The sequence below is a fragment of the Bartonella sp. AU18XJBT genome, from assembly GCF_028618595.1.
In the GTDB taxonomy this organism is placed as follows: Bacteria; Pseudomonadota; Alphaproteobacteria; order Rhizobiales; family Rhizobiaceae; genus Bartonella.
This window is the reverse complement of record NZ_JAQITE010000010.1, coordinates 1-25,565: the sequence shown is the minus strand read 5'-3', so window position 1 is coordinate 25,565 and position 25,565 is coordinate 1. Positions and strand designations below refer to the sequence as shown.

Here is a 25,565-nt window from a genome sequence, read left to right as displayed (position 1 = left end):
TCATGTTTAAAAGCCTTATTACATATTAAAATCTAGCAATGTCAGAATTTTTCTTTCTATCTTTTCCAGATAAAATTGCAAAAGGCTTATATTAAGTACTTCTCTAAGATGCCAAAACTTCTTATCTCTCTTCAAGTAGATTAGAATAAAAATACTTTACATTTTTTCCTGTTAAGAGCAGAAATTTTCTTTGTATTTAAATTAATAATTTTTCTTTCAAAGATAAATTATTAATTTTTAAATAAAATTATTTAAAATCATCCTATAATCAGAAAGAGGTATACTTCTTTCCTGTATTTTTTATTCCCATACTTGATAAGAATAAATCATTTTTTGATAATGATATCCTGCATAATGATAACAAAATGAACACAGATAAATTTTTTGCATTGCTCCAAAAGAGCTTACAGATTATAAAATTTATGATGGTTTCATATTTGCCAGCTTATCTAATAGGAGAACATCATGAAATTATTAGCAGGAGCTCTTATAATGAGCGCGACACTGTTTACCCTATCGGCCAATTCTCAAACGCTGAAAATTGCAAGCGATGCTTCTTATCCACCTTTTAGTTATATTGACTCAAATAACGAACTTCAAGGGTTTGATATTGATATATCTTATGCGCTTTGTAAAAAAATGAATGTTGAATGTACTATTGTCACACAAGATTTCGAGGGGATGATTCCCGGTCTTCTTGCCAAGAAATACGATGCTATCGTTTCTTCTCTTTCCCCTACAAAAGAGCGCTTACAAAAAATTGATTTTACAGATCCTTACTACAACACTGTACTCGCTGTTATCGTTACCAAAAATTCGGAAATTAAAGAAATCTCAACACAAGCCTTTAGAGATAAAAATCTTGGAGTACAATCGAACACAACACAAGCTGCATATGCAGAAGATCATTATGCTTCTGAAGGAGTGAATATCAAACTTTATCCTACAGCAATAGAAGTTAATCGTGATCTTTTAAGCCACCGGCTTGATATCGTCATCTTTGATAAATTAAAAGCATTAAATTGGCTTGAAAATGAAGGAAAAGATTGCTGTTTCCTCTTAGGAACTTTAGAAGAAACAAAGTTTCCTGTTGCAATTGCACTTCGTCAAAATAATAATGATCTTAAAAACAGTTTTAATAAAGCAATAGAAGAAATCCGCGCCGATGGAACCTATGAGAAAATTATGAAAAAATATTTTACTTTCGATATCGATTAGATATCACTCTGAACTAAAATTCAATCTGTATATTTAAGGAGTATTTTTTAACTCTTTAGATGCGAGTATAATTGGAAATTCGGCGTTTTTATAAGAAAATTTACATTTATCAAAATCCAATTTTTTCTTTATGTTCAAATTGAATAGCCTTATTTTCAAGAAAAATCTTTAATTTTTACCCATGAAATGATTCAAATCAATCATTTCGTGAAAGTTGATCTGTCATACAATCAATAAGATATTTATTCTTTTTTTATCAATAAAAAAGATAATTTTTTTGATAATAATATCCAACATAATAATCTAAAATAAACATCAGTAAATTTTTGAATTGCTCCCAAAAAGCTTACAGATTATAAAAACATAATGATCTCATATTTGCCCGCTTATCCAATAGGAGAACATCATGAAATTATTAGCAGGAGCTCTTATAATAAGCGCCTTACTATTCACCCAATTGGCTGATGCAAAAACATTAAGAATTGCGAGTGAAGGCACCTACCCTCCCTTTAGTTATATTGACTCAAATAATAAACTGCAGGGACTTGATATTGATATATCTTATGCACTTTGTAAAAAAATGAATATTGAGTGTACTATCGTTACACAAGACTTCGAGGGAATGATCCCTGGACTTATTGCAAAAAAATATGATGCTATCATTGCTTCCCTCTCTCTCACACAAGAGCGCTTACAAAAAATTGACTTTACAGATCCTTACTACGATACAGAACTGGCTGTTATTGTTACCAAAGCTTCGGGAATTAAAGAAATCTCGACAAAAGATTTTAAAGGCAAAAATCTTGGTGTGCAATCAAATACAACACAAGCTTTCTATGCAGAGGATCATTATGCCTCTGAAGAGGTGAAAATAAAACTCTATCCTTCCACAATAGAAGTGAATCGTGACCTTTTAAATCATCGACTTGATGTGGTTATTGTTGATAAATTACAAGCATTAAATTGGCTTAAAAATGAAGGAAAAGATTGCTGTCTCTTCTTGGGAACTCTAGAAAAAACAAGATTTCCTGTTGCAATTGCAGTCCGTCAAAATAATAATGATCTTAAAAATAAGTTCAATGAGGCTCTAAAAGAGATTCGTTTGGATGGAACTTATGAAAAAATTATGAGAAAATATTTTACAAGTGATGTTTATTAAATATCAATATAATATTTAAATAAAACCCGCTGGTTGTTGATAAAAAATATTATCTAACTCTTTCATGAGGAACACAAGAATGATTGAAAATTTAGCATTGCTATCATTTAGCAATGGTGGATGGGGAGCAGTTATAGTTTCCAGTGCAGGAATGACTTTGTCATTGGCATTATGTTGTGGCCTTCTAGGCTTTCCTCTAGGACTTCTAAATGCAGTGATGATTCGATCCAATATTAAGATAGCCAAAGCTATGGCACGCCTCTTTTCAATGGTATTTCGTGGGCTACCAGAGCTTTTAACTTTGTTTTTAGTTTACTACGGATTACAAAGCCTTATTCAAAATTTATTTGATTATTTTAATTTTGAAATCATGTTCAGTATCAATGCTTTTGTTGCTGGTGTTCTTGCTCTTAGTATGGTTCTTGCAGCTTTTTCTTGTGAAGTTTGGCTTGGAGCATTTAATATTTTTGATAAAGGTCAATATGAAGCGGCTAAAGCTTTAGGACTTTCACGATCAACCACATTTTTTCGTATTGTCTTCCCTCAGCTCATCCGAAATGCCTTGCCAGGACTTTCTAATAATTGGCTTACTTTACTGAAAGATACATCCCTTGTTTCTACCATCGCACTTGTTGACCTCATGCGACAAACGAATCTAGCTGTCGCTGCTACCAATAAACCCATGCTATTTTATTTTGTAGCATGCTTACTCTATTTGTTATTTTCAGCGTTTTTTACTGCAATCCTACGCCATTTAGAAACATACACTCAAATAGGCTATAAAAAGGTGCTAGGTCAATGATTCCTGAGTGGCTTTATTTCCTTTTTAATCCTGATCTTTTAAGTCATTATGGACCAAAATTTATTAATGGCTTCATTGTTACTGTTGAGCTTGTTTCTATTTCTTGTTCTCTAGGTCTTTTTCTTGGTATGCTTATTGCTTTTGCACGTCTATCAAAGAATACATTTTTACAATATTTTTCAAATGCTTATGTCTATTTTTTCCGTGGCTCTCCTTTATTAGCTCAACTCTTTCTTTTTTATTATGGGCTTGGTTCAATGAACAGTTTATGGCAACAAATGGGGCTATGGTGGTTTTTTCAAAATGCATGGTATTGTTGTCTTTTTATTTTTACACTCAATTCTGCTGCCTATCAATCTGAGATTTTTAAAGGAAGTTTTCTATCCGTAACAACTGGACAACGTGAAGCATCAAAAGCTTTAGGTTTAAGCAACTCTGTCACATTTTTTAGAGTTATTCTTCCACAAGCAATGATTGTAGCATTACGCCCCCTAGGAAATGAGTTGATTTTAATGATTAAATCCAGTGCTCTTGCCTCACTTATTACTGTTTATGATTTAATGGGGGTTGCTAAACTCACTTATTCACGGACTTTCGATTTTCAAGTTTACGTTTGGGCTGCTCTTATCTATCTCTTTATCGTTGAACTCATTCATCGTTTTATTGTTTTTATCGAGCAACGCCTCACTCGATATTTACGATAAATAAAATGATCATAAAAAACTTTACCAAACCAAAATGTTGAATTAATCAAGTTCTTCATCCATGAAAGAATAAAATAAGATGAATTTGAAAAATAATAAATCGATCTCTCACAGTGAAAACCCTGTAATCTCTATTCGAAATCTAAATAAATGGTATGGAAACTTTCAGGTCCTACATGATATCAACCTTAATGTTCAAGCTGGTGAGCATATCGTTATTTGTGGACCATCCGGATCAGGAAAATCAACGTTAATTCGTTGTATTAATCAATTAGAACAAGCACAAAAAGGTTCAATCTGTATCCATAACGTTGATATCCATACCGCTCCTATACAACAGCAAAAAAATGTTCTTCGTAAGATAGGAATGGTCTTTCAGAACTTTAATTTATTTCCCCACATGAGCGTTATACAAAATTGTATTTTAGCACCCATGACAGTTCAAGGGCTTTCCAAACAACAAGCGCAAGAACGGGCAATTCGTTACTTAACGCATGTTGGTATTGAAAAACATTGTGAAAAATATCCTTTACAACTTTCTGGTGGGCAGCAACAACGTGTTGCGATTGCCCGTGCGCTTTGTATGGAACCTGAAGTCATGCTTTTTGATGAACCAACCTCTGCTCTTGATCCAGAAAGTGTGGGAGAAGTTTTGGAAGTGATGGCTCGATTGGCCGATACAGGGATCACAATGCTTTGTGTTACCCATGAAATGGGCTTCGCACGTAAAGTCTCAGAAAGAATACTCTTTCTAGAAAATGGAAAAATTGTTGAAGATGCAGCCTCTGAAGAATTTTTTACCAATCCTAAAAGCCAACGTGCTTGTAATTTTCTTGCTAAAATTAAATATTAATCATTATTATACAATTTTATTCCTGCTTTTTAAAAGAGTGATAATTGTTTGTGCGCCAACACCCCCCGATGGCACTTCAGTTTTCATTTTCTGTTTTAGCATCTCAAAGGAATCAAGTTGTGCCTGTCGTATTAAAGGATTATACAAAAGTTGTTCTACTTGTCTTGCTAACATGCCTGGGCGTAGAAATTCATTCAAATATTCCGGTACAATAGGCTTATCAGCAATAATATTGGGAAGAGCAGCACTCCATAACATCATTTTAGGAAAAATAAATAATTTAGAAAAGCGATCAAGTTTATAGCAAAGAACCATAGGGATTTTTGCTAACGCTAATTCAAGTGAAACAGTTCCATGTGCAGCAAGAGCAACATCTGCTTGTGCAAAAGCACGCCATTTTTCATCTTCACCAACTACAATTTCTATCTTGCTTTTCCAACCTTGTATAAAGTCACGAATTCTATCTACCAAATGAGGTAAGGTTGGTAAAATAATACGTAAATGAGGAATACGTTGTACAAGCATCTCTACTGTTTTTTGAAAAATAGGCATTAAGGAACGAATTTCTGAATTGCGTGATCCTGGCAGAATAACTAATCTAGGAGATGATTTTTGTGTATCGATCAAATTTCTTTGTTTTAATTGGCACTCTTTTTCTGATTGAACTCTCAAAAGGGGAGGATATGTTAAAAGATGATGTCCAACATAGGTTGTGGCAGGACCTCCCAAATCTTGCATAATCTTTTCTTCAAAAGGAAAAACCGCTAAAACATGATCAACAAATCCACACATAGCTTTTGCACGTTCTGGCCTCCATGCCCAAACGGTTGGTGCAACATATTTAATAATAGGAATAGAGGGCGCTAAAACGCGCACCTTTTTTGCAACACGATGGGTAAAATCAGGACTATCAATAATAATGAGGCAATCAGGTTGTTCTTGTGCAATAAATTTGGATAAATTGCGAATATGCCTCAGCAATAAAGGCAGTTTTTTCAACACCTCCTTCAAACCTATTAAAGCAATATCATGGGAATCAAAAAAGCTTTTTAAACCTAATGCCTTTAAATGCCTCCCCCCAACACCAATCAAATGAATATTGCACCCTGTTTGTTGTGATAAACAAGAAATCAAATCTGCTCCAAGTAAATCACCAGATTCCTCACCTGAAACCACAGCAATCTTTAAGGAACAATTATTCATGACCAAACCTTTCAAATGTCTCTATAAATAGAGAATATTTGTTGGCTTTTTCTATTGTTGTTTTCACCGATAATATTAGACTTCTATTTGCCTCCACCGCAACACCAGATAAGCCACTCTTTGCAACATTCATTATTGTCGCGGGCCCAATTGATGGTAAATCAACGCGATTATCCTGTTGTGGTTTTGCACATTTTACAAGAATGCCACCTTTAAGGGGAATTTGCCCTCTTTCTCGCATTTCACAAACACGCCACAGCATATTATCAGTTCCCTCTGCACCCTCAACCGCAACCACTCTCCCATTGATAGCCACAACGGCTTGCCCGATATCTAATTGACCTAAAAGCTTTGCTGCTTCTGCTGCTAAAAAAATATCTTTTTTCTCTTTTGGAGTAGCACGCCGCACTGTTAAATTGAATTCTATGGGTGCTAAAAGATCTGGAACTATTTCATGAGCACCGATAACACAAAAACCGTGTGCTTCAATAACCCGTATAAAAGCTTTTAATAACGCATCGTCCCCCCTCTTCAAAGCTCTGATTAACTTAGGAAGAGCTAAAAATGTTGTCCAGTCCAGTCGCAATTGTTTAAGAAGTGGACGCTTTTTCACACCACCTGCCAAAACAATATTATATACACCAGCTTCTTTTAAAATTTTAACGAGTCGCGCTAACTCTACAATTGATAGCTCGCAATGCTCATAGCGATAAAGAACAGAATCTGCCTCACCACGCAAAAGAACAAGAAAAGGATTTTCTCCATTCTTCTCAAGAGCCTGCGCAACAGTAATCGGTAGAACACCATTTCCTGCTATAATAGCAGTACGGCCGGAAAGAAAACTTCGGGCTCCCCAAATAGGCATTTTTAATCCTTATGTTCTTTTATTCTATCACCTTCAAATTTTGGTGTACAATAAAAACGCTTTCCTTCTTCTTTAATAAAATTAACAACTTCAGAAACAGACTGAGAAGAAGAATAGAAAGAAGCAACATCACTGACACGCTCTTTAAATGGTTTGCTATGATCAAAAAGCATGGCAACCGCATGACGGAGTGCATGAATATCTTGACGCTCAAGTCCTGCACGCTTCATACCAATAATATTGAGGCCAGCAAGTTTTGCCTGCACACCAACAGCTGTTCCATAAGGTATCAGATCACCAACCAGTGCAGATACACCACCAATAAATGCATGATGTCCAACACGAACAAATTGATGAACAGCAGCACCACCACCAATAATCACATAATCACCAATAGTAACATGACCAGCAATCATTGCATTATTGGCAAATGTTACATGATTGCCTACATAACAATCGTGAGCGATATGCGCATAACAAAAAAATTGGCAATTATCACCAACAACTGTCATTCCTACACTCGAATCGGAACCTCTATGCATTGTTACACCTTCACGAATCGTACAGTTCTTGCCAATAAAAAGAGTCGTAGCCCCTCCTTTATGTTTATTATTTTGCGGATCTCCTCCTAAAACGGCATGAGAAAACACTCTACTCTTAGCTCCTAATGTTGTCTTTCCCATTATTACAACATGACTTGTCAAACTACATTCATCACCAATAACAGCCTCTGAACTAATATGGCAAAATGGTCCAACGCGTACATTCTCACCAAGCTGCGCTCCCTTCTCCACAAGAGCAGTTGGATGGATTTTCGTACCGGACATTTTTAAATTCCCATCAAATATCGTTTATTCTTCTTCGACAATCATCGCAGCAATTTCTGCTTCAGCGACGCGGACATCTTCTACTTTTGCAACACACGAAAAACGTCTCATACCAGATCTTTTTTTCAAAAGCTGAACATGAATCTTGAGCTGATCACCAGGCATAACCGGCTTGCGAAATTTTGCCTTATCAACCGTCATAAGGTAAACTAAATTTGTTTGCTTATTGCCTAAATTTAAAAGTGCTATCGCTCCTGCCGTTTGTGCCATAGCTTCTAAAATCAAAACTCCAGGCATAACAGGCTTTGCGGGAAAATGTCCCGTAAAATGCGGCTCATTAATCGTTATATTTTTAATACCAATAGCTCCTTGTTCACCATCAATATCAACGATACGATCGATTAATAAAAATGGATAACGGTGAGGTAATATTGATAGTAGTTTTTCAATATCGACAACCTCTAAGTTTTTAATCTTTTCACTGCTGATCATATCAGCGTTTCTCCTTTTTAACTTTTCCCATACTACGCAACGTCGCTACTTCACGAAACCATTGTTTAAATGGTCGCGCTGGACTACCTCCCCATTTTTCGCCATCAGGAATATCATTCATAACACCACTACGAGCTGCAATCTGAACAGATTTACCTATTACGATGTGATCGGCTACTCCAACACATCCGCCAAGCTGAGACATATCCCCTATAGATGTACTTCCCGCAATGCCACATTGAGCGGCAATGAGACAATAGCGGCCAATTTTTACATTGTGGGCAATTTGTACAAGATTATCAATCTTGCTTCCTTCACCAATAACAGTATCTTGAAATGTTCCACGATCAATTGTCGTGTTCGCACCAACTTCTACACCATCCTCAATAATAACGCGACCAAGCTGTGGAATTTTCTCGATTCCAGAAATGCCCCCAACATAACCAAAACCATCTTGCCCAATGCAAACACCAGGATAAAGCTGAACCTTATCACCTATTATAGAACACTGAACTGTTACCTTAGGAGCAATATAGCAGTCACATCCAATACGGCAATTTTCACCGATAACAGCTGTAGATGAAATAAGAGTTCCTGCACCAATCTCAACATTTCTACCAATAACAGCTCCCGCTTCAATACACACATCATGTGCCAGCTTAGCCGTTGGATGAATATGCGCAAGCGATGAAATCCCCTTCGGTCCCAACCAAGGTATTGGTTTGACAGAATCTGGAAACAAAATACGACCAATCTGAGCAAAGTCACGCTGTGGTGTGGTTGTTACCAAAATTGCCATAGTTTCAGGAACTTTAAAAACAATTTCATTCGTACAAAAAACAGCAACAGCAGAACTGTTCAGTAAAGCATCAGAAAACTTCCGATGCTCTACAAAAACAAGAGAACCTTCCACAGCACTCTCAAGTGAAGAAAGAGTATTGATAACTTTATGAGAAAACTCTGGATTAAGAAGCTTTGCACCCGTCAACTCAGCAACATTTGCAACTGTCAATTGCCGGGACGGCGTAAAAAAAAATGTATCCGCCATCAAAATACTTTCTCTCCCAGCTTAGGCCATTCTCTTCAAGTTTTTCCTTCTTAAAATTGCTCAAATTAGAACTTCGTAGAAATACCAAAATTCAATTGTTGCAAACGATCACCTTCCTGCTTCGTTATTGGCCAAGCATAATCAAAACGCAAAGGACCAAACGGAGAATCCCACATCAAACTCACACCTGCGGATGAACGCCAAGCACTTTTGGTATTGGTAACAGGCGGTTCACCCTTAAAAACGGCTTTATAATTATTGCCATAAAGCGTGGCAATATCCGCAAATAAAGCACCGCGCAACCCGAACCCTTCAGGCACAACAGGAATAGGAAACTGTACTTCAGCAGTCGCATTCATATATGTCGTTCCCCCCAAGAAATAAACCTCACCCTTACTGGAGACCTGACGCGGACCAATTCCATTATATTTGAACCCTCGAATCATATCAGTATTTGCTTTAAACATATCGAAAATACGAACACCGTCTCGGCCCATTCCGTGGATATACCCCCCCCCAAAGGAAAGCAAACCAACAATATCCTTCTGATCAGAAAGAGTCTTGTACATCATCGCCTTACCCGTGGTCTTCAAGAACTTTGCACTTCCACCAAGCCCTGCATATTCCTGAAGAAGATGCACGTACCACCCATCATGGGGGGATCTCATATCATCAATCGTATTATAGGTGAAACCATAACTAATTGATGAACGTTTCCAAGGACTTTGTTTTGCAGCTTGAACAATTGCACCAGAATATTTCCCATATAATGCTATTACGTCACTCTCTTTGTCAAAATCATACTCTCCGCCAAAATCATATTCTTCCTGCACGTAAGAATAAGCTACATTAGCAGATAATTGATTATTAATAGGTAACGAAAACCGCAGCGATCCACCTGTCTGTCGTACATCATAAGCTTTATCAGCACGATAAGTACTACGAAAAACATCAACACCAGCAGATAAACGATACCCTAAGAAATAAGGATCAACAAATGATAAATTATAATTACGAGATTTTTCTTGCCCTGCACCCAACCCTAAACGAACATATTGACCACGTCCCCCAAGATTACGTTCAGTAACAGAAACTTCAAGTGACATACCAGGACTTGTTCCCCCTGTTGTATACCCTCCAGAAAGAGAGAGATCTCCTGTTGAAGCTTCAACGACATCTATTACCAAAATAACTTGGTCAGATTGATCTGTGGGAACCATTGAAATATTAACTGCTTTGAAGAAACCTAAACTTTCTAGACGACGTTTTGCCCGCTGTAATAAAGTTTGATTGTAAGCATCTCCTTCGTTTAAATCAATCTCACGACGAATGACGTAATCACGCGTTTTTTCATTGCCACGTATATCAATACGCTGAATATAGGCACGTGTACCCTGTTCAATATTATATAAAATTGAAATTGTATGATTTGCTAGATTACGATTTCCCCGCGGTTCAACTTTAGCAAAAGCATATCCCGAATCAGCAACCTTGTTATTAATAATTGCAACAGACTGCTCAATATCTTCTGCACTATAAACATCACCTGGCTGGGTTTTAAGCACCTTTTTCACAGATTGAACGTCAATTCCATCAACATCACTTTCAACCTGAATATCACTAATTTTATAGCGCACCCCCTCATCAAGAACGAAAGAAATTTTATACGTATTGCTTGCTGCATCAAAAGTTGCTTTAGAAGAGACTACACGAAAATCTGCATAACCACGATTATAATAAAAGCGACGTAAAGCTTCCTCATCAGCGGCGAGACGCTCTTCACTGTAAACATCACCTCCCAACAACTTCGAAAAAATTCCTGAAGTTTTTGTTGAAATCACATCACGCAAACGGCGACTTCCAAAGACACTATTTCCCTTAAAAGTGATATCACCAATCTTTGTTTTTTTCCCTTCAACAACATTAAATACCACATTAACCCGCCCTTTTCCAAGGTTAATCGTTTGAACATTAACAGTGATATTATTACGACCAAGAGTTTTATAAGCTTCACGAATTGTATTTATATCAGCAGAAAGCTTAGCAGAATTAAAAGGCTCATTCGGTTTTAAAGAAATAAACCGCTTAAGATCTGGGTCTTTAAAAGATTTATTTCCTTGAAACAATACTTGATTGACAACCTCATATTCTTTCACGAATACAATCAATTTATCACCTACCGGATTTATTTTAACATCATAAAATAAACCCAATTCAAAAAGGTTCTTTACAGCATTATCAACATCACCACTGGAAACCCCTTGTCCAGGCTTAATTCCCATATTGTCTCGAATCGCCTGAGAACTTACAAACTTATTCCCACGGACCTCAATAGAACGGACTACAGACGCTTGTATTTCTCCAACCGCAGCAATTGACATAAAAACCGTTGCTGGGGCAATCATCCCCATCTTTAACACCAATACAGATGCTGCATTTAAAAACTTTGAATTCGTAGTCATTGGTTTTTTTACCTTACTCTTGTTCCTTAGACATGATGCCTTAAAAAGCTAACTGCCATAACAACCTTTTTACAGCGAGACTTTTCATTCCTTAATACTCATTATAATATATGACGCCACAACATTTTGCAGACATGGTAAACAACCTTCAATTTGTTTTCGCTATTATTACTCAATTTATAAAGCCTTTTCCATAATTTAATTAGCTAAACCAACAAAAATAATCATTTAAAAAGACAAAGATCATAAAAAGGAGAAGAATGGCAAAACCTAAACGAAAAACAATTCCCTGAATTTTAGCAGATATTCTCCTCCCAGTAATGACCTCCATGACATGCAATAAAAGATGCCCACCGTCAAGCGGTAGAATCGGAAAAAGGTTAATAAGCCCAACACTTATTGAAAGAAAAGCTGCCAAATTCAATAAAGAGATAAAACCTGTCTCGCTCACTTTCCAAGCAATTTTAATGGTTTTAGAAGGTCCACTTAGCCGACAACGATCCTCTTTGCCTCCTATTAAACGACTCATAAAAAGAACGGTTTGAGTGGCGATAAACACAGTACGGTCTGCTGCTTCTCTTACAGCTGTTACAAAACCATAGCGAATATGTTTTATATAAGTTGGATCTAAATGTGCAGGATTATTTAAATCAACAGGAACACCTACACCTATCATAGCACTTCGTGTTCGATTACCAAATCCATCATCTCGCTCAACAACTTTTGGAGTAATCACCGTTGTAAAGACTCGCCCCATGCGTTCTATTTTAAACTCTATGGGTTCTCTTCCGTGAAAAGTTACATAATTCATCAAATCTTCAAAACTTTCAACTCGTCGCCCATCCATTTCAACAAAACGATCACCTAATTCCAAACCGGACTGAAGAGCAGGACTATCTTTTACCAAAGAACCAACAACGGGCTCAATGGCTACACGACCATAGATAAAGAAAAAAAATGTTAGAATAACAACAGTAAAAAGGGCATTGAAGAACGGACCGGCAAAAACAGTTGCTGCTTTTTTCCAAGCATGCGCACTAGCAAATGAACCATCAACTATCAGAGATGATGAGGATGATACCGTATCGTTTTTTTCCTCATCCCCAACAAATTTTACATAACCTCCTAAGGGGATAAGTGCTAAACGCCACTTCGTGCCTTGCTTATCTGTATAACTCGCTATTTCTGGTCCAAATCCAAGCGAAAAAATTAACGCCTTAATACCACACCACCGACCAATGAGATAATGCCCAAATTCGTGCACAAAAATGATAATCATAATGATGAAAAGAATACTCAAACTTCTTAAAAGAAAATCACCCATAGTGACGATATGATTTAAAAGTTCCAAACTATCTTCTCCCAATTAGATCATACTAAAAAGATTAAAAGGCGCATCCATACCAGACATAAATGAACCAATTAAATAAAGGAGAAAAGCTGCCCCTACCAATCCATCTATACGATCCATAAAACCACCATGTCCAGGCAATAAAGAACTAGAATCTTTGACAGAAAACCGTCTTTTGAGCCATGATTGCCCTAAATCACTCAATTGTGAAACAATTGACAAAACAAGTGTAAGGAGTGGCACAAAAAAACTGGCTAAATTTATATCAAAAAATCCAAAAGAAACCCATATACCACCGAAAACTCCGACAAATGTACCACCAAGCGCTCCAGACCATGTTTTATTAGGAGAAAATTGTGGTGCTAATTTAGCCCCCCCTAATGCACGTCCGATAAAATAACCACCAATATCTGTTCCCCACACTATCGTAAATAAGAAAATAACAACTTGAAATCCCAACATTTCATGATCCCGTAGAAAGCATAAAGCAACAACAGGAAAAGATGCATATAAAAAACCACAAAAAACCCAACCACTCTTTTTGATAGATATAATAGCCAACACCACAGCTAAAACGATTAAAACACAAAAATTCAATGAAGCAGATACATTTAACACTAAAAAAAAGCCAAAGATCAAATAAAAGATACTTGCTAATATTTTTTGTACAGCACACCATTTTTCTTTAGTAATACTCATCCACTCATAAAGAACAAAACCGCCAATACACCATACAAATAAAAAAAAGAAGTTTCCTCCCAACCATGTTAGATACAACGCAATAACGCCAAAAACAAAAGCTGTCAGAACACGATAAACCAAATTAGACAAAACAACATCCAAACCATAAAAATAGAAAATACAAGCTCTAAAATTGACGCAAGAAAAACTCCCCTACGCAGTATTTTCATTTCATACTTGTATAATTTCTCTTATAATTTATCATAAACAATTCAGTCTACCAAGATAGCGTTTATGAAACTAATAATCAATGAAAACAGCTTCAAAAATCTTCGTCAAGATTAATCCTAAAATATTTTTTAATACTTTCTCAAATATAAAATGAAAAAGTAGTTACCTCTGCCCCATACAAATTAACTAATATAGGTTTCGTATAACAATACTTTTCTATCAACTATTCGTCGTCAAAAAACGAATTACGCCACATAACATCTGTTTGATCGATTATACTCACATGTTTTATAATGGGAAATAAGAGAAAGGTTAGGCTTATTTTTTTTGCTTTATATTCTTTCCCTAACCTTCATCTTAGAATATTTGAATAATTTCTAATAATGCTTTCATTATACAGTTTAACAAAGACGTGCTCAACTAAAAGCCCACACCATGCTGTTAAATACTGTCTTCCAGAAAAGGGCACAATTTACCACGCAGATTAAAAAATTAAAACATCTGCCTTTTCAAATCAACCTTCCCAAAACAAGATGATAAAATACCTTCCTGCATCACACCTTGCTATCACAGAACACAGCACTCCCCACTATTATCCCTAGAAACAATTTACAGGCTGGGGATATAATATCCTTTTCTAGCGACAAAACCGTCTTAAACGTGCATAATTTCAGATTCCTTTACGGCTAAAATTTTATCAATATCAGCAATAGTTTCATCTGTGAGTTTTTGAACTTTTTCAGACAAACTATGGGCTTCATCTTGTCCAATCTCACCATTTTTTTCTAACTTTTTTAAATTGTCCAGACCATCTCGACGAACATGACGTGTAGCAACACGCGCTTGCTCTGCATAGTGATGCGCAATTTTTACAAGTTCTTTACGGCGTTCTTCATTCAGCTCAGGCAAAGGAATACGTAAATTCGTACCATCAGTTATGGGATTTAAACCAAGACCAGAATCGCGAATAGCGCGCTCTACAGCTCCGACCATCGTTTTATCCCATACAGAAACAGAAAGCATCCGAGGTTCTGGAACAGAAATATTAGCAACCTGATTTATGTGCACAACAGAACCATAAGATTCAACGGTCAACGGTTCTAATAAACTGGCCGATGCACGCCCAGTTCGCAAACCACCTAATTCATGTTTAAAAGCCGTAATGGCACCATCCATGCGACGTTTCAGATCATCCATAATTGATGTAACATTCATATTTCTGTCTCCTTCAATTGTCCTTTGAAGCTTACCCTTATTCCGATACTATTGTAAAGCGTCCTGTTCCATTCAAGACCTTAGCCAAACCGCCCTTTTCATGAATGGAATACACAATAATCGGTACATTGTTCTCACGTGCTAGAGTGACCGCCGTTGAATCCATAACAGATAATCCCCACTGCAAAACTTCAACATGTGTTAATTGATCAAAACGCTTAGCCGTAGGGTCTATTTTTGGATCTGCTGAATAAATACCATCAACTTGTGTTCCTTTAAGAAGAACATCTGCACCAATTTCTGCCGCACGTAAAGTAGCAGCAGAATCAGTGGTAAAAAATGGATTTCCTGTACCGCCCGCAAAAATGACAACTTTTCCCTGATTCATATAAGCTATTGCTTTACGTTGCGAGAAACTTTCACAAATTTGTGGCATAGCAATCGCAGAGAGTACAACAGTTTCAATCCCTAATTTTGTCAAAGATGTTCGCAATGCTAAAGAGTTAATAGCAGTTGCAAGCATTCCCATATGATCACCTGTCACTCGGTCTCCACCATGCGAAGCAACAGCAACGCCACGAAAAATATTTCCCCCACCGATAACAACCGCAACCTCTATCCCCATTGTGCGCACTTCTGCAATATCAGCGGCAATACGGTCTACAACAGAAACATCAATGCCAAAACTCTGCCCCCCCATAAGAGCTTCACCAGAAGCCTTTAAAAGAATACGTTTATACGGAAGTGCTAATGCCATTAATAATCTCCCCAAAAGCACATTGACTTTTTGCTTTTGACATTACGAAGGGCATCACCTTTTTCATGTGACGCCCTCTCAACAATTATATTGTTCCCATCAGAGATTCTACAACCAACGATATGATTTTAAATCTCTGATAAAGAGTTTGCAATAACTAGCCTTTTACAGCAGCAGCAACCTCTGCAGCAAAATCAGACTCCTCTTTTTCCACACCTTCACCTAATGCAAAACGAATAAAGCCTGTAATTTTTGCTGGTGCACCAATTGATTTTTCAGCATCCTTTAAAGCTGCCTCAACAGTCACATCAGGATTCATAACGAAAGCTTGAGAAAGCAAAACAACCTCTTCAAAAAACTTACGCATACGTCCTTCTACCATTTTTTCAATGATATTTTCAGGCTTTCCAGACTGACGTGCTTGATCTGAAAAAATCGCCTTTTCACGTTCAACAGCAGCAGCATCAACATCTTGCGCTGTAAGCGCTAACGGATTGGTTGCCGCAATATGCATCGCAACCTGTCGACCAAAAGCAAGAGCAGCCTCTTTATTTCCTGTTGTTTCAATCGCAACCAAAACACCAAGCTTACCAAGACCATCAGCTACACTATTGTGTATATAAGTCGCAACAACACCACTCTCAACAGACAATTTAGCGGAACGACGAAATGTCATATTTTCACCAATTGTACCAATTGCATCTTTAATTGTAAGCTCTACAGTCTTCTCAGAACCGGGATAAAGAGAAACAGAAACAGATTCAACATCACCTGGCGTATCTAAAGCAGCAGTTGCTACATTGCGCACAATGTCTTGGAATCCGGCATTGCGTGCAACAAAATCTGTTTCAGAATTAATCTCAACCAAAACCGCATTTAAATCTTTTGATACGACTCCGATTAATCCTTCAGCCGCTGTACGACCAGCCTTTTTATCTGCTTTAGCTATTCCTTTTTTACGAAGCCAATCAACAGCAGCTTCCATATCACCACTCGTTTCAGCTAGAGCGGCTTTACAGTCCATCATACCAGCGCCAGATAGTTCTCGAAGTTCTTTTACTTGTGCAGCAGTAATGCTCATATTTGCCTCTTTATTTTGTAACAGCGAAAGCGTGCAAAGTTCTTCTGCACGCCTATAACTTCTTCTTTAGACAATAAAAGTACCTTAATTAGGCGTTTTATATTATTCAGAAACTTCTGAAACCGCATTTTCTTCCAAAACAGGCTCCACAGGCGCATCAACTTGAGCCCCTAAATCGATACCCATTGCTCCTTGCTGGCGTGCAATACCATCAAGAGCGGCACGAGCAAAAAGATCGCAATAAAGAGAAATTGCACGTGAAGCATCATCATTACCTGGTATCGGATGCGTTACGTCATCAGGATCGCAATTGGTATCAATAATAGCAATCACTGGAATGCCTAAACGTTTTGCTTCTTGGAGGGCAATATTTTCTTTATTCGTATCGATGACAAATATAAGATCTGGAACAGATCCCATATCCTTAATACCACCAAGCGCACGATTAAGCTTTTCACGATCACGTTCAAGATTTAAACGTTCTTTTTTGGTAAAACCTTGCGCCTCAGCAGCAAGAATTTTGTCAAGCTTTCGCAAACGATGTATCGAATTGGAAATCGTTTTCCAGTTTGTGAGCATGCCGCCAAGCCAACGCGCATTAACGTAATACTGAGCAGAACGATTCGCCGCATCAGCGATAATGTCAGATGCTTGCCGTTTCGTACCAACAAAGAGAATACGACCACCACGCGCAACAGTATCTGAAACAAGTTTAAGTGCTTGGTGTAAAAGCGGAACAGTCTGCGCAAGGTCAATAATGTGGATATTATTACGCTGACCATAAATATAGGGTGTCATTTTGGGATTCCAACGATGAGTCTGGTGACCAAAATGCACACCTGCTTCTAAAAGCTGGTGCATAGTAAAATCGGGTAGTGCCATAAATCTTATCCTTTCCGGTTCAACCTCCGCGGAAAAAGCAGGAACACCTACTACCGGCGGATGCTTGCTAGAATTTTCTCACAGATCATTTGCAAACACCCAGACTCCGCGTGTGGAATAGCGCAAACATACTAATATTTGATTCTTTTTCAAGTCATTTTCTTTAATCATTTAATATTTGCATTTTTACATTCATTAAGATCTTTTCCAAGTTCCAAGAATTCGAGACTATTCAATTTTGCACGCACTGAAAAAGTTCCATAATCTATATGAAGATCACGCATGACACCATTCTCATGTAAGAGAAAACTGCTACGATAAACCGGCAAACCATCTTTATTTTCTCCATCATCAAAATAAGAAATTGTAACAGGCCAATATTCTTCTTCATCCAATTTTCTAACTTTTTCCGTTTCGCTATCAGATAAAAGCATCTTCTTTTTCCCTATGACGATACTTTCTTTTATAACTTTATCTGCTTTACTTGTCCCATCAAACACAGTAGCATTGTAAAAATGATCTCCTGCTTTTGCATGGCGGATAATATTTTTTAGTTGCATCATTGGAAATTCAGCCATTGCAAGCTTATACTCTTTTTCCTTTGGCTTTTTTAAGGTAACTGTAATACCATCTTGAGTACGCTCCGCGACCCCCTCGGCACGATGCGCAACCTCTTCTCCCTCTTGATCTGTAATATTAAAACGAAATGTACGGCTGTCTCCTGTTTCATAACTCGTCGTCTGTTGATCCGTCAAACGTACCGGCATATCCTCAATGTGAACACGGCTAATAAAGCGAAAACGTGTGCTATAGCCTTGGCATGCCGAACCAGTAAGCTCGTAAACCATTCGCCCTGACATCGCAGAAATTGTCATTTCATGAGAAACGCTATCGAGATGAAAATCATAAATTGCTCGATGAGGCACAATAAAAACAGGCTCTTCAGCTCTCGCTGTACATAAAAAAACAATATATAAAATTATTATAAATAACGATCTAATCATTCCCAACTTCCGAACTTTATCCCCGTTGCATAACATCATACAATAAGGCAAAAAAGGCTAATTTCTCAATTAACCACACATTTCCTTAAATCAAAAAATAGATTATGCAATGAATATATTATAAAGCAGCTATGGAGTTTAAATTATGACCAATATGATTGAAAAAAACTTAGAGAAGTTCGGAATCACTCTTCCTGAAGTAATCTCCCCCCTTGCCAATTACATCACCACTTCACAAAGTGGTAATCAACTCTTTATTTCTGGACAACTCCCTCTTATTAATGGAAAACCAATAGCCATCGGTAAAGTTGGTGCAACTGTGAATACCAAACAAGCCCAAAAAGCATCTGAAGCTTGTGCTCTCAATATTCTCGCTCAACTCAAAGCAACTCTGGGTGACTTAAATAAAATAAAACGTGTGGTAAAAATTACTGTTTTTGTGGCTGTAGATTCTCATTTTACCGATATTCCTTTTGTTGCCAATGGAGCTTCTAATTTATTCGTCAATATCCTTGGCGAAATTGGAAAACACGCCCGTTCTGCTATTGGTGTTGCCTCTCTTCCTATGGATGTTCCTGTAGAAGTTGAAGCCATCATAGAAATCTAAGCCTTCATTTAAGACAGTGCACCATCCTAAATATAACCGAAGTCAAAATACTTCTTTGTCTTACACTCTGATAAACCTTGCATTTTTTTGTTTTTAAATTAAAATTTTAAACTTGCAATAAAAGGAAATATTTGTATGAAACAAGCTTATGACAATAATAATATTTTTGCTAAACTGATTCGCAATGAAATCCCTTCTGTTCGTGTCTACGAAGATGATGATGTTATTGGATTTATGGATATCATGCCACAGGCACCAGGTCATACGCTGGTTATTCCTAAAAAAGGCTTTAGAAACTTACTTGATGCAGATACTGAAACATTATTTCCTGTTATTAAAGCTGTTCAAAAAATTGCAAATGCCGTCAAAAAAGCCTTTCAAGCAGATGGCATAACTGTCATGCAATTTAATGAAGCAGCTAGTCAACAAACCGTTTATCACCTCCATTTCCATATTATACCACGTATGGAGGGAATAGAACTTACCCCTCATAATGATATGATAACACCTACAGAAATACTTGAAGAGAATGCAAAAAAAATCCGAGCAGCCCTATAGCACACTCTTAGGTTGTTGTGCTTTTTTTTCCTAAACGTTTTTTTGTAAAATTTTCTATTTTACTTTTCTTTGAGCCTACAGATATATCGGAAGATGAAATTTCTAACTGTAAGCTTTCTTTTTTGCCATTTGATTTTTGTGTTAATACGCGAACGATGCCCCCGTTACGTAATTTTCCAAATAAAATTTCATCAGCTAATGGCTTTTTAATATATTCTTGTATAACACGCCCTAATGGGCGTGCTCCCATCTGAGAATCATATCCTTTATTGGAAAGCCATAAAGTTGCAGAAGGGCTTAATTCAAAACAAATCCCCCGATCAGCTAATTGTGCTTCAAGCTGAAAAATAAATTTTTGCACTATCTGATTGATGATTAAATGAGATAAAGGTGCAAACGGAATAATTGCATCTAACCGATTACGAAATTCTGGTGTAAATAATCGATTGATTGCCTCTATATCCTCACCATCACGATGTACTTTCCCAAATCCAATAGCTGATTTTGCCATATCTGAAGCACCAGCATTGGTTGTCATAATCAAAATAACATTGCGGAAATCAATTTTCTTACCATTATGGTCTGTTAATCTACCATAATCCATTACCTGCAACAAAATATTAAATAACTCTGGATGCGCTTTCTCAATCTCATCTAGCAAGAGGACTGCGTGAGGTTTCTGATCAACTGCATCTGTAAGGAGACCTCCTTGATCAAACCCTATATAACCTGGAGGAGCTCCTATTAAACGTGCTACCGTATGCCGTTCCATATATTCTGACATATCAAAACGCAATAATTCAATGCCTAAAGATGATGCAAGCTGTTTTGCAACTTCAGTTTTTCCTACACCTGTTGGTCCTGAAAATAAATAACTTCCTATTGGTTTATCCGGTTCGCGTAAACCTGCTCGCGCCAATTTTATGGATGAAACTAAGACGGAAATTGCCTGATCTTGACCATAAACAACATGTTTGAGTTCTCTTTCAAGCTTACTCAGTATCTTCTGATCATTCCGAGAAACTGTTTTTGGTGGAATTCTTGCAATTGTAGCAACAGTCGCCTCAATTTCTTTAACACCTATACTCTTCTTGCGTTGTTTTTGTGGCAAAAGCTTTTGCGCTGCACCACTTTCATCAATAATATCAATTGCTTTGTCAGGTAACCTACGGTCAATTATATAACGTGAAGATAATTCTACGGATGCCTTCATCGCCTGATCTGTATATTTAATCTGATGAAAATCTTCAAAGTAAGGCTTCATCCCCTGCAAAATCTTAATCGCATCTGTCACAGAAGGTTCATTAATATCAATCTTCTGAAAACGACGCTCTAAAGCACGATCTTGTTCAAAGAATTTGCGATATTCTCTGTAAGTTGTCGAACCAATACATCGCATAGTCCCAGAAGATAATACAGGTTTTAAAAGATTTGCCGCATCCATATTTCCCCCTAATGTCGCTCCTGCTCCAATTAAGGTATGAATTTCATCAATAAATAAAATAGCATCTGGATACAACTCAAACTCTTTAATAACTTGCTTTAAGCGTTCTTCAAAATCACCGCGATAACGTGTACCAGCAACAAGTCCCCCCATATCAAGAGAAAGTATTGTTGCATTTGATAAAACTTCAGGCACTTGCCCATCAACAATGCGCTTTGCCAATCCCTCAATTATAGCGGTTTTCCCCACTCCAGGATCACCAACCAAAAGCGGATTATTTTTTGACCTTCGACATAAAATCTGAATCATGCGTGAAATTTCTATTTCACGGCCAATTAATAAATCAATTTTTCCATTACGTGCTTTACAATTGAGATCAACACAATAATTCGTTAAAGCACTTGTTCCTCTTTCACCATTATCCGAAATCTGCTGATCTAATTGCTCTTCAAGTCCTTCAAGTAACATGGATAACCCATCATCACGCGTGATACCATGTGAAATAAAACGTACAGCATCGTAGCGTGTCATTCCCATCTCTTGAAGAAAATATGCTGCATGGCTTTCATGTTCAGAAAAAATTGCAACAAGAACATTTGCCCCAGATACTTCATCTTTTCCAGCTGATTGTGCATGAATCACCGCACGTTGGATAACACGCTGAAAAAACGCTGTAGGCTTTGTATCCTCATCAGCTCTAATCTGTTCATCTAACTCTGAGCGAAGATAATTGGTTAAGCGCTCTCGCAATTCCTCCACATCTACCTGGCAAGCCTGAATAACGGAATTTGCATCGGCATCATCTAACAGCGCAAGTAGAAGATGCTCTAATGTTGCATATTCATGCCGTGCTTGAGTAGCAATTGTTAATGCACGATGCAAAACCTCTTCAAGACTAGGTGTAAAAGATGGCATAATTCCTCACTTCCATTCCATTACACATTGTAACGGATGTTCATTTTGACGTGCACATTCCCTCACTTGTACTATTTTCATCTCAGCGACTTCATAAGTATAAGTTCCACATTCTCCTATCCCATTGTGATGAACATTTAACATAATCCGCGTTGCCTCTTCGAAATTTTTTTTAAAAAAGTTCTTCAAAACGAAAACAACAAAATCCATAGGTGTGTAATCATCATTAAGTAAAAGAACTCGACATAATTTAGGTCTTTGGAGTTTTGCTCTAGCCTTAGGCATTATAACCGCACCATGCCTACCTTCATCCCAATTTTTGCCCTTTTCATTATGCATAATATGATTTATAGAGTTTATTATGAGGGTCTGTCCCATTATCGTTTTCCATGCAGCACATTTTCTATTAATTTTAAATTCTTTCATAACTATTGCAATACCTGTTGGTATAAGAAAAAAACTTTCTCTCTATGGTTAGACTTCAATCACTCACTCATAAAATAACTTCTGTAAACAAATTAGTAATACCATTCGTCTAAACTGCATCAACAAATTTCAGAAAAGAAAGCTTTATAGAAGTTTTTTAAGATAAATGGAGAAATAGGATACTGCAAGTGTATATTAATTATCAAAAAATTATGCGCTACTATAAAAAAATAGCAATTTCTTTTGTTATGTTAGCTTTTTCTTACTGTTGGGCATCAGCCACACCTCAAGGAGCCTATCCTGATAAGTATGCGGCTATTGTTATAGATGCTACTACAGGAAAAACTCTATTTCAAGCCAATGCAACACTGAAACGTTATCCTGCTTCTTTAACAAAAATGATGACATTGTACTTACTCTTTGAAGCTATGCAGATGCGTCGTGTGACACCAAATACACCAATTCCTGTTTCACATTATGCAGCAACGCGTCCACCAACAAAAATTGGTTTTAAAGCAGGACAAACAATTTCTGCAGAAGCAGCAGCTAAAGCACTCATTACAAGATCCGCAAATGATGTTGCTACTGCCATTGCAGAATATCTTGGAGGTAGTGAAAAAAAATTCGCTCAAATGATGACAGTAAAAGCTCGTAAACTTGGCATGAAACATACACATTTCGCAAATGCTTCAGGACTTCCGGATGTGCACAATTATTCTACAGCACGAGATATAGCGACTTTGTCATTAGCTTTACGTAAACATTTTCCAAAACAATATAAATTGTTCAAAACAAAAAGTTTTAATTTCCGTGGACATACAATTAACAGCCACAATAAACTCGTTAAAATAATGAAAGGTGTTGATGGGATTAAAACAGGATACACACAAATGTCAGGTTCGAATTTAGCAACTTCGATGCGTCTTGAGGGGCGCTCTATTGTTGCTGTTGTTATGGGAGGTAAATCATCTACTGCACGTGACGAACATATGGCTAGCTTATTGAATCAATATTTGCCCAAAGCAAGCCAAATGAAAAGTGGTGAACGTTTAATTGCTTCTGTGCGCTATCACTTACCCACAGGCGCCAATACTCCTATACCAACCATTAAAGCTGATTCAAGTGATTTGGATGATGAAATTTCGACTATGTTGACAGCATTTGCAGAACAACCTAAAAACTCCAATATCGCAATAACGGCTGTAAATAAGGTAATTATACCAATACCAAACCCTCAAAAAACTATACCGGTTGAGACTCATAAAATTGTAACAGCTTCTTTGTCCGCAAACGCCGGATGGGCTATCCAAATTGGTTCTCTTCCTAGTGAAGAACAAGCAAAAACTCTACTTTTAAAAGCAAAAAATACAGCTTTTTCTACTTTAAAGCAGGCAACTTCACACATGCAACTGTTTGAAAAAAATGGGCAGCGTTATTACCGAGCGCGCTTTACAGGGTTTCAATCAAAAAAAGCTGCATTTGATGCTTGCTCTACATTAAAGAAAGCAAATTTTAACTGCTATACTGTAGCCTACTAAAAATTTTTGAATTCTGCGTTAAGGATAGTATTATGACAGATAATGCTTTTGCTTCATTCCATAAAAAAGAAATTTTATTGAAGCAATCATCCCTCCTTTCATTGCGTTCTCTTCACGATGCTGCCACAAAACTTACTGGTTTAAAATATAATTCAACTGCATTAGATACACAATCTCTTGTTAACCTTCTCATTTGCCAAACAATGCGCAACCGTCGTCTCATTATGCCTCCTGTACGCATTCATTTACGCGTTGCGAGCCAAACTGGTAATGTGCCTATTAAAATCCGTCTAGGAGCAACAAATATTTAATTCTACAAACCATCTCTAAAAAACTATTTTATTATTAATCATTATCTACAGCCTTAGAAAAACCTTTAATAAGCATACTTTTTTCTTAAACTATGGAATTGTACTGACAGCTTTTCCAACTATCCAATACCTCCAAACTTTCAATAAAACCATTGTTAAGGACATAAAAAATACTCAATACTTTTTCACTTTTGGATTTAATATAAAAAAATATCCTTGATATCTTTCTGGAAAAAATGAATAGCTTCATTGGATTAAAGCGTATCATTTTAGGGGTTATTGTAAAAGTTTAATAAAGAAAGTTCCTCTTAATAACGCCCCTCCTACAACATAAACGCTGTAAAAAATAATCTAACGCCTCTTTCTTGTATTTCTTCAACGGACAAAGAAAATAGAAAATACAAACACTATCAATGAAAAAACGTAAAAGAAATTATCAGATTAAATATTATGATAACAATTTCCATAAGAATTTAATTTATAATTATAATTTATTTTTTGCATATTCAATAAGAGATTTTCGTAAAATTGTCTCATTTTAAATCAGTTTATATTGCTTCAATCAAAACCACTCATTTGCACATAACAAGTGGGATGAGTGTGTGGATCAAATTTGTATAAGAAAGGACTAAAAATGGCTCTTATGAACCGTCTTAATGCAAGGGCTGTCGCAACATTGGGGGCTGGCAAATATAACGATGGTGCTGGCTTGTTACTTCATAAGCGTAAAGATGGGGGTGCCCAATGGATTTTACGGTATACCCTTCACGGGCGTCGTCGTGAAATGGGATTGGGTGCTTTAAAACATGTCTCTTTAAAACAAGCCCGTGAATTGGCAACTGGGTGGCGTTCGGTTTTACGTGAAGGTCGTGACCCTATTAAAGAACGCAATAAACAAAAGCGTGAAGCAATAAGCAATCTTCATTATTTA

Annotated in this window: 25 protein-coding genes; 10 read left to right on the top strand and 15 right to left on the bottom strand. The window is 36.9% G+C overall.

Translation table 11 applies throughout. The features are described 5' to 3' along the window. The first annotated feature begins 465 nt into the window (after positions 1–465). The 5 genes from PVV60_RS04450 to PVV60_RS04430 all read left to right on the top strand — a co-directional run bounded on the left by PVV60_RS04450 (position 466) and on the right by PVV60_RS04430 (position 4,736). Positions 466–1,218 (top strand): transporter substrate-binding domain-containing protein, encoded by a 753-nt coding sequence (locus PVV60_RS04450; protein WP_273723430.1) that lies wholly within the window; start codon positions 466–468, stop codon positions 1,216–1,218. 406 nt (positions 1,219–1,624) lie between these two features. After that, positions 1,625–2,377 carry a transporter substrate-binding domain-containing protein gene (locus tag PVV60_RS04445; protein ID WP_273723428.1) on the top strand — a complete coding sequence of 251 codons (753 nt, stop codon included), beginning with the start codon at positions 1,625–1,627 and terminating at the stop codon, positions 2,375–2,377. A gap of 79 nt (positions 2,378–2,456) precedes the next feature. Continuing rightward, complete coding sequence (locus PVV60_RS04440; protein ID WP_273723426.1) at positions 2,457–3,179, top strand: ABC transporter permease; 723 nt, start codon at positions 2,457–2,459, stop codon at positions 3,177–3,179. Continuing rightward, complete coding sequence (locus PVV60_RS04435) at positions 3,176–3,883, top strand: ABC transporter permease (RefSeq protein ID WP_273723424.1); 708 nt, start codon at positions 3,176–3,178, stop codon at positions 3,881–3,883. Before PVV60_RS04440 ends, PVV60_RS04435 begins: the two co-directional genes overlap by 4 nt. 79 nt (positions 3,884–3,962) lie before the next feature. After that, positions 3,963–4,736, top strand: coding sequence for an amino acid ABC transporter ATP-binding protein (locus PVV60_RS04430; RefSeq protein ID WP_273723422.1), 774 nt, complete (start codon positions 3,963–3,965; stop codon positions 4,734–4,736). 6 nt (positions 4,737–4,742) lie between these two features. On the opposite strand, the gene lpxB is transcribed toward PVV60_RS04430, so the two are convergent. The 13 genes from lpxB to PVV60_RS04365 all read right to left on the bottom strand — a co-directional run bounded on the left by lpxB (position 4,743) and on the right by PVV60_RS04365 (position 18,835). Beyond that, complete coding sequence (lpxB, locus tag PVV60_RS04425; RefSeq protein WP_273723420.1) at positions 4,743–5,939, bottom strand: lipid-A-disaccharide synthase; 1,197 nt, start codon at positions 5,937–5,939, stop codon at positions 4,743–4,745. Continuing rightward, complete coding sequence (locus PVV60_RS04420; RefSeq protein WP_273723419.1) at positions 5,932–6,804, bottom strand: LpxI family protein; 873 nt, start codon at positions 6,802–6,804, stop codon at positions 5,932–5,934. The genes lpxB and PVV60_RS04420 overlap by 8 nt, the downstream gene beginning before the upstream one ends. A gap of 2 nt (positions 6,805–6,806) precedes the next feature. Then, complete coding sequence (gene lpxA, locus PVV60_RS04415) at positions 6,807–7,631, bottom strand: acyl-ACP--UDP-N-acetylglucosamine O-acyltransferase (RefSeq protein ID WP_273723417.1); 825 nt, start codon at positions 7,629–7,631, stop codon at positions 6,807–6,809. Positions 7,632–7,655: 24 nt separating this feature from the next. Continuing rightward, positions 7,656–8,123 (bottom strand): 3-hydroxyacyl-ACP dehydratase FabZ, encoded by a 468-nt coding sequence (fabZ, locus tag PVV60_RS04410; RefSeq protein WP_273723415.1) that lies wholly within the window; start codon positions 8,121–8,123, stop codon positions 7,656–7,658. A gap of 1 nt (position 8,124) precedes the next feature. Beyond that, on the bottom strand, positions 8,125–9,171 hold the full coding sequence (gene lpxD / locus PVV60_RS04405) for a UDP-3-O-(3-hydroxymyristoyl)glucosamine N-acyltransferase (protein WP_273723413.1): 1,047 nt from the start codon (positions 9,169–9,171) through the stop codon (positions 8,125–8,127). Between the two features lie 65 nt (positions 9,172–9,236). Continuing rightward, positions 9,237–11,633 carry an outer membrane protein assembly factor BamA gene (bamA, locus tag PVV60_RS04400; protein ID WP_273723411.1) on the bottom strand — a complete coding sequence of 799 codons (2,397 nt, stop codon included), beginning with the start codon at positions 11,631–11,633 and terminating at the stop codon, positions 9,237–9,239. 202 nt (positions 11,634–11,835) lie between these two features. After that, positions 11,836–12,984, bottom strand: coding sequence for an RIP metalloprotease (locus PVV60_RS04395; RefSeq protein WP_273723409.1), 1,149 nt, complete (start codon positions 12,982–12,984; stop codon positions 11,836–11,838). A gap of 15 nt (positions 12,985–12,999) precedes the next feature. Next, the gene (locus tag PVV60_RS04390; RefSeq protein WP_273723407.1) at positions 13,000–13,815 is read right to left on the bottom strand and encodes a phosphatidate cytidylyltransferase; all 816 of its coding nucleotides are present in this window, start codon (positions 13,813–13,815) and stop codon (positions 13,000–13,002) included. A gap of 735 nt (positions 13,816–14,550) precedes the next feature. Continuing rightward, a complete protein-coding gene (frr, locus tag PVV60_RS04385; RefSeq protein WP_273723405.1) occupies positions 14,551–15,111 on the bottom strand; it encodes a ribosome recycling factor in 561 nt (186 codons plus the stop codon). A 37-nt stretch (positions 15,112–15,148) separates the two neighbouring features. After that, complete coding sequence (gene pyrH / locus PVV60_RS04380) at positions 15,149–15,868, bottom strand: UMP kinase (protein WP_273723403.1); 720 nt, start codon at positions 15,866–15,868, stop codon at positions 15,149–15,151. A gap of 157 nt (positions 15,869–16,025) precedes the next feature. Further along, complete coding sequence (tsf, locus tag PVV60_RS04375) at positions 16,026–16,949, bottom strand: translation elongation factor Ts (RefSeq protein ID WP_273723402.1); 924 nt, start codon at positions 16,947–16,949, stop codon at positions 16,026–16,028. A 102-nt stretch (positions 16,950–17,051) separates the two neighbouring features. Then, the gene (gene rpsB / locus PVV60_RS04370; protein ID WP_273723401.1) at positions 17,052–17,831 is read right to left on the bottom strand and encodes a 30S ribosomal protein S2; all 780 of its coding nucleotides are present in this window, start codon (positions 17,829–17,831) and stop codon (positions 17,052–17,054) included. Between the two features lie 167 nt (positions 17,832–17,998). Continuing rightward, entirely contained in the window at positions 17,999–18,835 is an 837-nt protein-coding gene (locus tag PVV60_RS04365) for a cell envelope integrity EipB family protein (protein WP_273723400.1), read from the bottom strand. A gap of 145 nt (positions 18,836–18,980) precedes the next feature. On the opposite strand from PVV60_RS04365, the gene PVV60_RS04360 reads away from it, so the two are divergent. After that, positions 18,981–19,442, top strand: coding sequence for a RidA family protein (locus PVV60_RS04360; RefSeq protein WP_273723398.1), 462 nt, complete (start codon positions 18,981–18,983; stop codon positions 19,440–19,442). Positions 19,443–19,577: 135 nt separating this feature from the next. Beyond that, on the top strand, positions 19,578–20,000 hold the full coding sequence (locus tag PVV60_RS04355; protein ID WP_273723396.1) for an HIT family protein: 423 nt from the start codon (positions 19,578–19,580) through the stop codon (positions 19,998–20,000). Between the two features lie 7 nt (positions 20,001–20,007). On the opposite strand, the gene clpA is transcribed toward PVV60_RS04355, so the two are convergent. Next, positions 20,008–22,359 (bottom strand): ATP-dependent Clp protease ATP-binding subunit ClpA, encoded by a 2,352-nt coding sequence (gene clpA / locus PVV60_RS04350; protein ID WP_273723394.1) that lies wholly within the window; start codon positions 22,357–22,359, stop codon positions 20,008–20,010. A gap of 6 nt (positions 22,360–22,365) precedes the next feature. Beyond that, positions 22,366–22,737, bottom strand: coding sequence for an ATP-dependent Clp protease adapter ClpS (gene clpS, locus PVV60_RS04345; protein WP_273723469.1), 372 nt, complete (start codon positions 22,735–22,737; stop codon positions 22,366–22,368). A gap of 236 nt (positions 22,738–22,973) precedes the next feature. On the opposite strand from clpS, the gene PVV60_RS04340 reads away from it, so the two are divergent. The 3 genes from PVV60_RS04340 to PVV60_RS04330 all read left to right on the top strand — a co-directional run. After that, the gene (locus PVV60_RS04340) at positions 22,974–24,323 is read left to right on the top strand and encodes a D-alanyl-D-alanine carboxypeptidase (protein WP_273723393.1); all 1,350 of its coding nucleotides are present in this window, start codon (positions 22,974–22,976) and stop codon (positions 24,321–24,323) included. Between the two features lie 32 nt (positions 24,324–24,355). Beyond that, on the top strand, positions 24,356–24,634 hold the full coding sequence (locus PVV60_RS04335) for a hypothetical protein (protein ID WP_273723391.1): 279 nt from the start codon (positions 24,356–24,358) through the stop codon (positions 24,632–24,634). A gap of 634 nt (positions 24,635–25,268) precedes the next feature. Further along, positions 25,269–25,565: Arm DNA-binding domain-containing protein (locus tag PVV60_RS04330; RefSeq protein WP_273723389.1), on the top strand; the 297-nt coding region annotated here is incomplete at its 3' end.